Source organism: Peribacillus sp. FSL P2-0133, assembly GCF_037975445.1.
Lineage (GTDB): Bacteria > Bacillota > Bacilli > Bacillales > DSM-1321 > Peribacillus > Peribacillus simplex_E.
Genome location: NZ_CP150254.1, coordinates 3,920,820 through 3,933,347, shown reverse-complemented (window position 1 = coordinate 3,933,347; position 12,528 = coordinate 3,920,820). Strand labels below are relative to the sequence as shown.

At 41.2% G+C, this 12,528-nt stretch carries 15 protein-coding genes; 8 read left to right on the top strand and 7 right to left on the bottom strand.

Features of this window, described 5'->3' with window-relative positions; translation table 11 throughout:
- Positions 1-39: 39 nt before the first annotated feature.
- Positions 40-726 (bottom strand): VrrA/YqfQ family protein, encoded by a 687-nt coding sequence (gene vrrA / locus MKY17_RS18900; protein ID WP_098369784.1) that lies wholly within the window; start codon positions 724-726, stop codon positions 40-42.
- A gap of 643 nt (positions 727-1,369) precedes the next feature.
- On the opposite strand from vrrA, the gene MKY17_RS18895 reads away from it, so the two are divergent.
- On the top strand, positions 1,370-2,683 hold the full coding sequence (locus MKY17_RS18895; RefSeq protein WP_098369785.1) for a DEAD/DEAH box helicase: 1,314 nt from the start codon (positions 1,370-1,372) through the stop codon (positions 2,681-2,683).
- 12 nt (positions 2,684-2,695) lie between these two features.
- On the top strand, positions 2,696-3,592 hold the full coding sequence (locus MKY17_RS18890; RefSeq protein WP_098369786.1) for a deoxyribonuclease IV: 897 nt from the start codon (positions 2,696-2,698) through the stop codon (positions 3,590-3,592).
- A gap of 109 nt (positions 3,593-3,701) precedes the next feature.
- Here the strand turns inward: MKY17_RS18890 and MKY17_RS18885 are convergent, their stop codons facing one another.
- Complete coding sequence (locus MKY17_RS18885) at positions 3,702-3,962, bottom strand: DUF2624 family protein (RefSeq protein WP_098369787.1); 261 nt, start codon at positions 3,960-3,962, stop codon at positions 3,702-3,704.
- Positions 3,963-4,176: 214 nt separating this feature from the next.
- On the opposite strand from MKY17_RS18885, the gene MKY17_RS18880 reads away from it, so the two are divergent.
- The 3 genes from MKY17_RS18880 to MKY17_RS18870 are packed head-to-tail and all read left to right on the top strand — an operon-like array spanning position 4,177 to position 6,237.
- Positions 4,177-4,941 (top strand): metal ABC transporter ATP-binding protein, encoded by a 765-nt coding sequence (locus tag MKY17_RS18880; RefSeq protein WP_286176880.1) that lies wholly within the window; start codon positions 4,177-4,179, stop codon positions 4,939-4,941.
- A 21-nt stretch (positions 4,942-4,962) separates the two neighbouring features.
- The gene (locus MKY17_RS18875) at positions 4,963-5,796 is read left to right on the top strand and encodes a metal ABC transporter permease (protein ID WP_098369789.1); all 834 of its coding nucleotides are present in this window, start codon (positions 4,963-4,965) and stop codon (positions 5,794-5,796) included.
- Between the two features lie 15 nt (positions 5,797-5,811).
- Positions 5,812-6,237, top strand: a complete 426-nt coding sequence (locus tag MKY17_RS18870) for a Fur family transcriptional regulator (protein ID WP_034308449.1) — start codon at positions 5,812-5,814, stop codon at positions 6,235-6,237.
- 36 nt (positions 6,238-6,273) lie between these two features.
- Here the strand turns inward: MKY17_RS18870 and MKY17_RS18865 are convergent, their stop codons facing one another.
- Complete coding sequence (locus MKY17_RS18865) at positions 6,274-6,858, bottom strand: hypothetical protein (RefSeq protein WP_098369790.1); 585 nt, start codon at positions 6,856-6,858, stop codon at positions 6,274-6,276.
- A 167-nt stretch (positions 6,859-7,025) separates the two neighbouring features.
- Here MKY17_RS18865 and MKY17_RS18860 point away from each other — a divergent pair, with 167 nt between their 5' ends.
- Complete coding sequence (locus tag MKY17_RS18860; RefSeq protein ID WP_286176881.1) at positions 7,026-7,496, top strand: DUF4190 domain-containing protein; 471 nt, start codon at positions 7,026-7,028, stop codon at positions 7,494-7,496.
- Between the two features lie 89 nt (positions 7,497-7,585).
- Here the strand turns inward: MKY17_RS18860 and ispG are convergent, their stop codons facing one another.
- The 4 genes from ispG to MKY17_RS18840 all read right to left on the bottom strand — a co-directional run bounded on the left by ispG (position 7,586) and on the right by MKY17_RS18840 (position 10,655).
- Positions 7,586-8,698, bottom strand: a complete 1,113-nt coding sequence (ispG, locus tag MKY17_RS18855) for a flavodoxin-dependent (E)-4-hydroxy-3-methylbut-2-enyl-diphosphate synthase (RefSeq protein ID WP_185150796.1) — start codon at positions 8,696-8,698, stop codon at positions 7,586-7,588.
- Positions 8,699-8,910: 212 nt separating this feature from the next.
- Positions 8,911-9,243, bottom strand: coding sequence for a hypothetical protein (locus MKY17_RS18850; protein ID WP_098369792.1), 333 nt, complete (start codon positions 9,241-9,243; stop codon positions 8,911-8,913).
- A gap of 112 nt (positions 9,244-9,355) precedes the next feature.
- Positions 9,356-9,490, bottom strand: a complete 135-nt coding sequence (locus tag MKY17_RS18845; protein WP_260397970.1) for an anti-repressor SinI family protein — start codon at positions 9,488-9,490, stop codon at positions 9,356-9,358.
- Positions 9,491-9,887: 397 nt separating this feature from the next.
- Complete coding sequence (locus MKY17_RS18840) at positions 9,888-10,655, bottom strand: DUF1189 domain-containing protein (protein WP_098369793.1); 768 nt, start codon at positions 10,653-10,655, stop codon at positions 9,888-9,890.
- Positions 10,656-10,817: 162 nt separating this feature from the next.
- On the opposite strand from MKY17_RS18840, the gene MKY17_RS18835 reads away from it, so the two are divergent.
- Together MKY17_RS18835 and sodA are read left to right on the top strand one after the other, a co-directional pair.
- Entirely contained in the window at positions 10,818-11,303 is a 486-nt protein-coding gene (locus tag MKY17_RS18835; RefSeq protein WP_098369794.1) for a DUF456 domain-containing protein, read from the top strand.
- A 143-nt stretch (positions 11,304-11,446) separates the two neighbouring features.
- A complete protein-coding gene (sodA, locus tag MKY17_RS18830; protein WP_034308436.1) occupies positions 11,447-12,055 on the top strand; it encodes a superoxide dismutase SodA in 609 nt (202 codons plus the stop codon).
- Positions 12,056-12,528: the final 473 nt, after the last annotated feature.

The following is a 12,528-nucleotide window of genomic DNA, read 5'->3' as shown; positions in this document are numbered from 1 at the left end:
TTTACATAAAATCAGTTATTGGAAAATTTTTTGCAGGCATTATATATAAAGCTTGGGACCGGATCTTTTTTCCCTTTTCGTTTCGGTACGAACTTGGGCGATGGGGCTAGCTTCTTTAGCTTTATCTTTTTTCTTGGAATCCGTTTTTACCTCACTGTTTTTTTGTTCCTCAACCTTTGGACCGCTTTCAACGGAAGCTCCCTCGTCCTCGGTCCCACCGGCTGATGATATGCTCTTGAAAACTTTCCACATGGAAGGCAAATTTTTAACAACTGGCCCGTATTGTTCCACCATAGGCGTGAATTGTTCCGCCGCCTGCAACACTTTTTGCGTGTTGGAAAGCATATTATTAAGCGAATCGGGGTTTTTTAATGTTTCTAAAATACCGCCTCCGCTGCTTCTTGAAGAACTTTTGTTAGTGGAAGCGGCTGGAGCAAACAAATTGGGAGAAGCTCCTTTTTGTTTCGACTTACCGAGTATTTTTGACAATAACCCTTCTTTCTTTGCTGGCGGCATTTCCTGCCGCTGCGGTTGGGTGAAAGGGCCTCGGAAACCTTGGGGTCCCTGTGGCATTTGCGGTCTGTTTTGGACCATCGGCCGCTGCATCTGCTGATAAGGATGGGGAATTTGCCGTGACTGTCCGAATGGAGCAGGGTGCTGCTGCATCCTTCGACCATTGGGTGGCTGAAAACCGGGTCCGGGTTGACGATTTCTATTTGGGAACATAGGTTTCACCTCCTCAGTTTTTATATGCGGTGTAATCTTCTATATAAATTATGCAACTCGGCAAAAAAGGTTTGAGGAAAGAGTGACTGGGCAGTTGTGAAGTAACCGGAAAGAAGGTAAGATGGTAACGGTAGTCTTTTAGCTCCATGTCTGCGGGGGATACGCTATGACCAGGACAGGGGCTTTTCGTTTGCAAGAGTCCATTTTAAGAGAACTAACCTCAGCGCATGCGCTTTTGTGATTTAATTAAATGGGTCACAGGGAAAAAAGTAGATGGCCTGACCTATGGGACAATCCCTATTTTCTTCACGAGCAACCCAAGGCGCTTGCGCTTTTTGTGTAATCCAGCTTCAGCGCCTAGCTCGATGTGAAAAAGAGGATAGCCCTCACAAGGCAAAAAACGCCTTATGGGACAATCCCTATTTTCTTCACGAGCAACCCAAGGGGCTTGCGCTTTTTGTGTAATCCAGCTTCAGCGCCTAGCTCGATGTGAAAAAGAGGATAGCCCTCACAAGGCAAAAAGCGCCTTATGGGACAATCCCTATTTTCTTCACGAGCAACCCAAGGCGCTTGCGCTTTTTGTGTAAAATTTATTATAATAACAGGACATGTCTAATGACTGACAGGATAAAGGAGTTTTTTGATGAAACAAAATCAATTTGAACGATTTAATTTGAAAAGCTACATTCTAGATGCGGTTCGCACTTTAGGGTTCGATAAGCCGACGGAAATTCAAGAGCGCGTGCTTCCGTCGCTTTTAAAGGGAAGTAGCTTAATTGGCCAGTCGCAGACAGGTACAGGAAAGACACATTCCTATTTGCTGCCAATCATGAACAGGCTTGATGCTGGTAAAAATGAGGTACAAGCGATTATTTCCGCACCAACCCGTGAGTTAGCGAACCAAATCTACAAAGAAGCTTTGAAAATTGCTGACCATTTCCCTGAGGATGAGCAGATTCAAGTCCGTTGTTTCATCGGTGGCACTGATAAACAGCGAATGATAGATAAATTGAAGACACAGCCACAATTGGTAATTGGTACGCCGGGCCGGATCAAGGACTTGGTTGAAGCTCAGGCATTACAGGTGTATACAGCTAAAATGCTTGTAGTCGATGAAGCGGACCTTATGCTAGACATGGGATTCATTGAAGATGTCGATTTATTTGCATCACGTATGGCTGAAAAAATTCAAATGCTTGTCTTTTCGGCAACCATCCCAGAAAAGTTGAAGCCGTTTTTGAATAAATACATGGAGAATCCAAAGTATGTTCAAGTGAATCCCAAGCAGGCGACAGCTTCGAAAATTGAACATGTTCTTATACCGCTTCGTCACCGTAACAAAGAGCAGTTACTTCATGATATCATCGTTCGTTATAATCCATATTTGGCGATTGTTTTCACGAACACAAAGAAAATGGCGGATCATGTGGCTAATTCCTTGAGCGAAAAAGGATTGAATGTCGGTCGTATTCATGGGGATTTAACGCCTCGTGAGCGTAAAAAAATGATGAAGCAAATCAATGATTTGGAATATCAATTCATCGTTGCGACAGATCTGGCTTCCCGTGGAATCGATATTGAAGGTGTAAGTCATATCATTAACTATGAATTGCCTTCAGATTTGGATTTTTATATCCATAGGACGGGTAGGACGGCTCGTGCAGGATATTCAGGCATTGCCACTACCATTTATGATACTTCTGATGAAGATTCATTGAACCGCCTTGAAAAAATGGGCATTCAGTTCCGTGATGCCGATATCCAAAACGGTGATTGGGTTGATATCGACGAACGTAATAAACGGAAAAACCGTAAAAAACAAAAATCTGATATTGATGTTAAAGCGAGTAGGCACGTCAAGAAGCCAACTAAAGTCAAGCCAGGATACAAGAAGAAAATTCAACGTGATGTGGAAAACTTTAAAAAACGCGAACGTCGTATACAGAGAAAGAAATAGGGGAGAAATCAGATGCTGAAGATTGGATCGCATGTTTCAATGAGCGGGAAAGGTATGCTTCTTGCTGCGAGTCAAGAAGCGGCTTCGTATGGCTCCAACACATTCATGATCTATACAGGGGCCCCTCAAAACACAAGACGTAAAAAAATCGAGGATTTAAATATCGAAGCCGGAAGACTGCATATGGAGGAGAATGGAATCAGCGATATCGTAGTCCATGCTCCGTATATCATTAATATAGGAAATACCACGAATCCAGCCACATATGAGCTTGGAGTCAACTTTTTACGCAGCGAAATCGATCGGACCGAAGCGATTGGCGCAAGGCAAATCGTACTTCATCCAGGTGCGCATGTTGGTGCAGGCAGTGAACTGGGAATCAAGAGAATCATCGAAGGTTTGAATGAAGTGCTGACTGCCGACGATAAAGTTCAGATTGCCCTTGAAACGATGGCGGGTAAAGGTTCTGAATGTGGCAGGTCTTTCGAGGAGCTGGCGATGATCATTGATGGTGTAACCCATAATGAAAAATTATCGGTATGCTTCGATACTTGCCATACTCACGATGCCGGATATAATATCATCGAGGATTTTGATGGCGTACTGAATGAATTTGATAAATTGGTCGGTGTTGACCGTATCAAGGTTCTTCATATAAACGATAGCAAAAACGAACGCGGCACCCGTAAGGACCGCCATGAAAACATTGGATTTGGTCATATTGGTTTTAAGGCGTTGAATGATATTGTGCACCATCCTCAATTAAGCAATGTTCCGAAAATCCTGGAAACACCTTATGTAGGGGAAGACAAAAAAGACAAAAAGGCACCTTATAAATTCGAAATTGATATGTTCAAGAATAATCAATTTGAAGAAGATGTATTGGAAAAGATCAGATTCCAACAATAATCATAATAGAAAAAGGACGATTCATTGAAATAAAGATGAATCGTCCTTTCATTTTGCATTTGGAGTAAATATGCTCAAATAAAGACTGTCAGCAACAGGCTTAAGATCTTTAAAAAGTGGAAGTAAGGTTGTTGAAGAGGGATTCTATCTCCCTGGCTGTGCTTGCTCCGGCAACTTTTGCAATTTGACCAAGTACATTCTGTCTTTGACGTATATCAAAAATGTTAATATTTTTACCGGCTAGAAGTGCAGTGATATCCTGTGCCTGTTTTTGAGTGAGTGAAACCTTATGCTGTTTAGCAAGGGAAAGCAGTTCATCGGGGCGTATATTGTTGATTTTATGATTGACCATCATTTCAAATAATTTCAAACGATCTCCTCCTTTGTTAAAACATATGAAGGAGGAAGACGTATTTGAACATGAAACTTCGTTTTGGTTACGGTAAATTAGTTCAGTTGCCTTTTTTTGGTGATTCGGGGCGTTTCGGCACTTGTTAAGAAGACCGGATTCTTTACATCTGGACTTCTTTGATTTATACTAACGATTGTTAATCGTAATGATTCTTAAAAAAAAGGTGATCTCTTTGGATAATGTAGTAAACCCCATAGTTAAATTTGAAGATATATCTTACAAATATACAAAAGATCTAGTGCTGGAACATGTTTCACTTGAAATTCCTAGAGGGGCCTTCTTAGCTATCGTCGGGCCGAATGGATCCGGTAAGTCAACGCTTTTGAAGTTGCTGCTTGGTCTGTTCAAGCTTCAAAAGGGCAAAATTGAAATATTCGGGGAAGACATACGACGCTTTAAAGATTGGCAAAAGGTCGGGTTCGTTTCCCAAAAGGCGAATTCCTTCAACTCAGGATTCCCTGCCACTGTTTTTGAAGTGGTTCAGAGCGGTTTGACCAAAAAAATTGGCTTGTTTAAGTTTGCAGGCAAAGAGGATAAGCAAAAGGTGAAGAAGGCTCTGGAATCCGTGGATATGCTTGAATATCAGAACCGTAATATCGGGGAATTGTCCGGAGGCCAACAGCAAAGGGTATTCATTGCCCGTTCACTGGTCAGCGAACCGGAATTGATGATATTGGATGAACCCACGGTTGGCGTTGATTCAAAAAACGTCCATCAATTTTATGAAATGCTTGAGATGTTGAATAAAAAATTAGGAATAACCCTGATTTTAGTAACCCATGATGTTGGTACTGTGACCGATAAAGTCACACATGTCGCTTGTTTGAATAAAAAGCTTCATTTTCATGGGGATGCCCGTGAATATAATGAATTGGATGAAGGTGAGCTCTCGTCCATTTATGGACATGGGGTCCAATTTTTAAATCATAATCATTAATATGTTTTGGAGGATAGCCCAATGATATCGGGGATATTGCAATTTGAATTTTTGCAGAACGCATTCTTGACCGGAATCATCATCGGAGCGATTGCGCCATTAGTGGGCGTTTTTGTCGTGGTAAGGCGGATGTCGATGATTTCCGATGCGCTCAGTCATGTAGCGCTTGCTGGTATAGCGTTTAGTTTATTGCTGCAGAAGAGCTTTCTATCTTTAGCAGGATTGAATCCACTTTATATTGGAATGGCGTTTTCTGTAGGTGGTTCATTATTCATTGAAAAATTAAGAGGGGTGTACAAGCATTACCAAGAGCTTGCAATCCCGATCATAATGTCCGGCGGCATGGGTCTTAGTGTCATTTTCATATCCATTGCAGATGGTTTCAATACCGATTTATATAGTTATTTATTCGGCAGTGTCAGTGCCGTCAGCCGGGCGGACCTGTATGTCATTTTGGCAGTGGGGATAGTCGTAGCCTTGATGCTTACCTTATTGTATAAAGAATTATTTCTGTTATCTTTTGATGAAGAGCATGCCAAAGCGTCTGGAATACCTTATAAGGCGATTCATTTTATTTTTATTGTCATGGTCGCATTGGTCATTGCGGCTTCCATGAAAATCATTGGCATATTACTTGTTTCTTCGCTCATGACGCTCCCGGTAGCAGCTAGTCTCCGCTTTGCGAAGGGCTTTAAGCAGATGATTGGTTATTCGGTATTATTCGGTGAAGTTTCTGTCATTGGCGGATTATTCTTATCATACAACCTTGACCTCGCTCCTGGTGGGACCATTGTAATAATAGCTGTACTAATTCTCATCTTGTCAATTTTGTTTGATAAGTGGAAAAATCGATAGATGGGGTGATGTATTTTGAACGTAACTACTGCCATGCAACTTTTAAAAGATAAAGGTTTTAAGCATACAGGAAAGAGGGAAGAAATGCTTCAGCTTTTCTCTTCCAGTGATAAATATTTAACGGCCAAAGATGTATTGGAGAATATGAAACAGGATTATCCAGGTTTAAGCTTTGATACGATTTACAGGAACCTTTCCTTATTTGTCGAGCTTGGCATCTTTGAAGCAACCGAGTTGGAAGGGGAAAAGCGTTTTCGTTTTACATGCGGTCATTCTTCCCACCATCACCACTTCATCTGTTTGAATTGTGGAAAAACGAAAGAAATCGAACTGTGCCCGATGCAGGAACTTCAGGAAAGCTTGAAGGACTACGATGTTTCGGGGCATAAATTTGAAATTTACGGACGCTGTCCCGCATGTAGCGTATCTTTGGAAGCATAAAAACCATTGACCTCCAGTCAATGGTTTTTTCTTGTCTCATTTTATAGTCGTCACTTTCCCTGTCATCCAATTATTCACCCAGGCTGAGGCTTCTTGCCAATTGTTGACCCGAATCACCCTTTCAGGCACGGGATCTTGATTGTAGGGGGTATTAAATAAAATCACGGGTATTTTACACTCTTCCGAAATCGCCACTGCGTTATCGTGCTTGTCCTCTAAAAAGAGATCGACTTCGAATTTTTTGGCTGCAGCAATCTTATCGTGAGAACCTACAAGTTCTATATGATCATATAGGACTTGATTAGTCGAAAACCAATCCTTCGTTACATCCAATAGGCGGGTGCTCCTGGCACTGATGAAATAAAGGTTGGCTTGTTCTGTCCATTTTTCCAAAACATCTTTCGCACCCTCAGCCAATAATGATTCGGAATATATGAGTGGCTCGGTCTCAATGAACCATTTAGTGAAATCCTCTTTTGGAACATTCACGAAAGGGAATAAGTCATATTCTGTAATGTCTTCATAAGCTAAATTCAGCTGAAAAGCTTTATTTAAAAAGGGGACCATGGAATCAGGTCTTGTGACAGTCCCGTCTATATCGATGCCAAAACGTTTTTTCATGATGAATCTCTCCTCATTTTCAATACTTGTAATAGTGTAACATATCCCCTCATAGCTTTGGTAAAAACCCGTATTTATTTCCAAGACATGAAACCATTTTCACGGTGGTTCCTGCAATTTTTACATACACTATAAATGCTTCACAAACGAAAGTGAGGGATGCGCGAATGGAAAAAGATCAATACTCCAGTATTGACGATGAAATGCAATTGGCGAAAGAGGGAAGTGAACCATCCGTTGTGGATGATCAGCATCATGAACGGTATTATAATGAAGATACACCTGAAGATGACAGACGATATGAGAGTCGTGGGACCATAACCAATATGGATAACCGGTATCAGGAAGAAACGTCTGCCGAGATTTCAGCACCACCTCAGCGAATCAGGTCATATAGAAATGATGAACCTGTAGAGGATAATGTTTCGGGGGATGTGGCATCAAGAGGAAAAGCGATTGGTGTCATATCATTGATCATCTCCATTTTATCGTTATTCATGATGCCTTTCATTTTAGGGATTGTAGGTATCATTGTAGGAATAGTGGCCAGAAGCCGGGGATCGAACCTGGGTACATGGGCCATCGGCATAGGTGCAGTCTCCATCATCGTTGCCATATTCATCCTGCCGTTCTTTTAGCATCATTAAACCCTTTGATGTCATTATGCATCAAAGGGTTTTTCAAACAAAAAAAATCCCGATAATGAAAATTCGGGATTTTTTTTGTTTTATTTATTTAGTGTAGCTGCAGCAGCAGCTTCGGCTCTTTGTTTTTCATAGTACTCTTCAGCGATTTTGTCAATTTCCTTTTTCAGTTCCTCGACCATCGTCTCTTCAGGCACTTTACGTACGATTTGACCTTTTCTAAACAATAAACCTTCACCACGTGCCCCGGCAATGCCGATATCAGCCTCACGGGCTTCTCCAGGGCCGTTTACCGCACAACCAAGCACTGATACCTTTATTGGTGCTTTAACCGTCTGGATGTACTCTTCAACTTCATTGGCGATGGAAATCAAATCAATCTCGATTCGACCGCAAGTAGGGCAGGAAATTAAAGTGGCCATGTTAGAAGCAAGGCCAAATACTTTTAGAAGCTCCCTTGCCACCTTCACCTCTTCGACAGGGTCGGCACTTAAGGAAACACGCATCGTGCTCCCGATTCCTTGACTTAGGATGGCACCTAATCCGGCAGCGCTTTTTACGGTCCCGGAGAACAGTGTTCCTGATTCCGTGATCCCAAGATGTAAAGGATAATCGAATGCTTTTGAAGCTTTTTCATATGCTTCGATGGCTAAATTGACATCGGAAGCTTTCATGGAAACGATAATGTCATGAAAATCGAGGTCTTCCAGGATCTTGATATGGTGTAAAGCACTTTCCACCATTCCATCAGCCGTCGGGAAGCCATATTTCTCGATGATTTTCTTCTCGAGAGAACCAGCATTTACCCCTATGCGGATTGGGATTCCTTTAGCCTTTGCAGCTTTCACGACTGCTTCAACCTTTTCACGGCGTCCGATGTTACCAGGATTTATCCTGATTTTATCCGCTCCGCCTTCAATGGCCTTCAAAGCAAGTTTGTAATCGAAATGGATATCGACTACAAGAGGGATGTTTATCCGTTTTTTTATCTCAGAGATTGCATCAGCTGCCCTTTCATCCGGACAGGCGACACGTACGATTTGACATCCCGCTTCTTCAAGACGAAGGATTTCTGCAACCGTTGCTTCAACATCATGTGTTTTTGTCGTTGTCATGCTTTGTACGATAACTTCATTATTGCCGCCAATCGTTAAGTTTCCGACTTTAATTGGCCGCGTCTTGGTGCGATGTATGATTTCACTCAAGTGGAATTCTCTCCTTTAGGAAAAAATCAGTTTTGATTTTTAATTTGCTTCTCTGAAATATTGTATCAATGTACATACCGCTTGACAAGGAAATAGGACGCATAATCTTTTTTCAATATGAGATATTTCCTATTTCAGGATATACCTGGTGCTTGGAAAACCCCTTTAATGGTACTTGTGAAGGCGCAGAACCCTTTTGACAGTTATTTATAAACGGGTATCTTATATGTTTTGCCAATCTGCATATTTTCGGGCATCAATCCTTCATTCAAACTTTGAAAGTCAGCGATGATCGTTTCGATTGGCTGATTGGATCCGTCTTTTTCCGTTTCAACAATGGAGAGTAAGGTATCCCCGGGTTTCATGGTGATTTCTTTATAAGCGGCAGATGGTTTGGATGCAGGCTGGCTGGCCGGCACGGCCGGTTCGCCTGTAGAGGCCGGTGGATGGGAAGCCGGCAGGGTACCCGTAGTCAAATCAAAATAAATAATAAATAAAGTGAAACAGAATGAGATAAAAAGCAGTAGCCGTTTCAATTTTCCATCCTCCCAAGCTTGTCTTTAATTCATCATACTTGGAGGGGACAAAAAATATGCCTAAAAATGGGCAATTTTTCAAATGGAATGTGAGAGTGACCAATCAAATTTTCTATTTCGGTTGAGTAACATCCTTATTATTTGAATGTGTGCTAAGAAAGGAGCGAATTTCCTTTAGGGTCAGACCGCTCGTTTTTGCCTCCATTATGAGTAACAACCACTGTACATCAATATGACTCTCCTTCACGTCTATCACCCCTTAAATACTATTTCAACCATAAGTATAGGAATAACTTGGTGAGTATTTTGTCGAATTAAGTAAATATAAAAAATGATTACTGTAGTCATATGCGGGAAAGGCATGGATTACTCGATTTTATCCAAAAGCAAAAAGATCCGAACCAGGCGGGTCGGATCTTGGTTTGTAGACTAATGAGTTCTATCAAAATTTACAAGATGATTGGAACGGGTGTGCGGGACTCCTGCTTAGAAAAGCGCGTCTAAGGGAGAACCCGCAGGCGCAAAGAGGACCGCGCGCGGAAAGTCAGTGCCCTACGTTCCAATTTTACAAACCCATAAAAGACTGTAGGCAAACTTGATTCTCATCGAGTTTGCCTACAGTCTGAGTTCGAAATTTTTTAATGTCAATTTCCGATCTTATTGGCTGATGTTTCTTTAATGGATAAATATAACATCATCAATGTCACAAACCAGCTAATGATGGAAGCGAATGGTACATTTGCTTGAAAAGCATCCATGATGGTGAAGAATATGGTGGCAAGCGTTATGCTGTATGCACCGATTCTCCAAAGATGCCGATAGGAAAGAGGACGGCCAAGAGCATTTTTGAAAAAAAGACCGAAAGCGGCAAGGATTGTCACTTTAATGAAGATTCCGCTAGCAGTAAACAGGTATAATATAAGTAGAAGCAATGGAAGGATGATCGGCAGCACAGATTCAACTGAATCAAGCCAAGTGGATATTTCCTGATTATCTCCCTCCAGAACTGAATATGGAGAGGATTGCACGTTGCCTCCGGATACGAAAACCAGATCAGACTTTAAAAGCGCGACAGCCTCATCAGCTTTTGCAGCTACTTCTTCCGGGGTCAAGGCTCCCGTGCCATCTACAAAAATTTGATATCCGTTTTTATTCAGGCTAAATGGCTCATCTTTTTCAGTCGTCAACGTTCCATTTTTGATTTCAAATGGCGGCAAGTCTTCGGATACTGTTTCGTGCATGGCATCTATTCCGTCAGCTACCATTGTACCGAAATAAAAAGCTGAAGGGAGAAAGGCGATGAGACTTATAAAGAAAACGAATAAAATCGTTTTCCCGATACCTTGGTTTTGAAAGGAAGCGATATCTTTTGGAGAATATAAGCTTACCCACAGTTGTTTGAATATGTTCATGTTTTCAGCACCTAACTATATAAGATTCCTAACCAATTTTAACTATATGGGAAAAATAAAACAACCTGTATTCCGCTTCATTGGTTTCAACCATCAGTAATGAGGTAATTATGGAGAGATAAAGTCAAATTATAAATGAAATGAGAAAGGGGCGTTTTAGTTATGGATACACTATTTTGGATAATAATTACCCTCATGTTCATAATGGGATTTGTCGGTCTGATTTTTCCAATCATCCCAAGTGTTTTGTTCATTTTCGGTGGAATATTGTTATATGGACTATTTTATTCTTTTGAACCATTTGGCTGGTTTTTCTGGACGGTCCAAATTTTATTCGTCATCCTTTTATTCGCAGCTGATTATATTGCGAACATGGTCGGGGTCAAAAAGTATGGAGGCACGAAAGCGGGAATTTGGGGCAGTACGATTGGGCTTCTGGTCGGGCCATTCGTGATTCCGTTCGTCGGAATACTAATAGGTCCATTCATCGGGGCATTCCTGGCTGAGATAATAGTACATAAAAAAGACCCGGTTACTGCTTCAAAAATCGGCCTTGGTTCCGTTGTAGGCTTTATAAGCAGCGTAATCACAAAAGGGATCATTCAACTTTTGATGATTGGATATTTTATATTCGTGGTATTCTCATAGGAAATAAAATCGAAAAATGAAAAATTGAGGCATAAGGTTTGAAACGGTTACAAAAATTTGATACTCTATTGCTAGCGAGCTTTAGGTATCTTTCGAGAACTGAAGCCCTCAAAAAAACAGCTTACATAGGGAGGAATTTTATTATGGCTTTTGAACTTCCACAATTACCGTATGCATATGATGCATTAGAACCACACATCGACAAAGAAACAATGAACATTCACCACACTAAACATCACAACACATATGTGACAAACCTGAACAATGCGCTAGAAGGCAACCAAGAACTTCTAAGCAAAAGCGTTGAAGAAATCGTCGCTAACCTTGACGCAGTACCTGAAGCTGTTCGTACAGCTGTACGCAACAATGGTGGCGGACATGCTAACCACACTTTATTCTGGGAAATCCTTTCACCTAACGGCGGCGGACAACCAACTGGTGAATTAGCGGATGCTATCACTTCAAAATTCGGAAGCTTTGACAGCTTTAAAGAAGAGTTCGCTAAAGCGGCTACTACTCGTTTTGGATCTGGCTGGGCTTGGCTTGCAGTCAACAATGGCGAGTTGGAAGTAACAAGCACACCGAACCAAGACAATCCATTATCAGAAGGTAAAACACCGCTTCTTGGATTGGACGTTTGGGAACATGCTTACTACTTAAACTACCAAAACCGCCGTCCTGAATACATCAATTCTTTCTGGAATGTTGTAAACTGGGATGAAGTTGCAAAACGTTACAGTGCTGCAAAATAATTTGTAATTAAAAAAGACAGGATTCCTTTTGTGAAAAGGAATCCTGTCTTTTTTTTGTTTCTTTTATCCGAACGGGAACATTAAAGAAAAACAATATAAAGGCAACTCGTATTGCTGTTTCGCCAAAAGAAGTGAAAGAAACTCACGAGTAAAAGCATCGAATTCACGAGTAACGCACAACTTTACGAGTAAACACTCCAATTCCTGAGTGAAATCTCGAAACTCACGAGTAAACACTCCAAATTCATTAACATACCCTTCGTCTTCGCCAATCGAAGAGTTTTCTTTACACTGTTTTTATTTTTCAAGTTCAAAAGGAAAACAGTGTAAGTGCAACTACTTCTCTGTCTTCGCCAATCGAAGAGTTTTCTTTACACTGTTTTTATTTTTCAAGTTCAAAAGGAAAACAGTGTAAGTGCAACTACTTCTCTGTCTTCGCCAATCGAAGAGTTTTCTTTACCTTTTTTTACATA

Excerpts from the sequence above, each read along its gene's own strand:
- vrrA (WP_098369784.1), bottom strand. The coding sequence starts at position 726 with ATGTTCCCAAATAGAAATCGTCAACCCGGACCCGGTTTTCAGCCACCC.
- MKY17_RS18895 (WP_098369785.1), top strand. The coding sequence starts at position 1,370 with ATGAAACAAAATCAATTTGAACGATTTAATTTGAAAAGCTACATTCTA.
- MKY17_RS18890 (WP_098369786.1), top strand. The coding sequence starts at position 2,696 with ATGCTGAAGATTGGATCGCATGTTTCAATGAGCGGGAAAGGTATGCTT.
- MKY17_RS18875 (WP_098369789.1), top strand. The coding sequence starts at position 4,963 with ATGATATCGGGGATATTGCAATTTGAATTTTTGCAGAACGCATTCTTG.
- MKY17_RS18865 (WP_098369790.1), bottom strand. The coding sequence starts at position 6,858 with ATGAAAAAACGTTTTGGCATCGATATAGACGGGACTGTCACAAGACCT.
- MKY17_RS18860 (WP_286176881.1), top strand. The coding sequence starts at position 7,026 with ATGGAAAAAGATCAATACTCCAGTATTGACGATGAAATGCAATTGGCG.
- MKY17_RS18840 (WP_098369793.1), bottom strand. The coding sequence starts at position 10,655 with ATGAACATATTCAAACAACTGTGGGTAAGCTTATATTCTCCAAAAGAT.
- MKY17_RS18835 (WP_098369794.1), top strand. The coding sequence starts at position 10,818 with ATGGATACACTATTTTGGATAATAATTACCCTCATGTTCATAATGGGA.
- sodA (WP_034308436.1), top strand. The coding sequence starts at position 11,447 with ATGGCTTTTGAACTTCCACAATTACCGTATGCATATGATGCATTAGAA.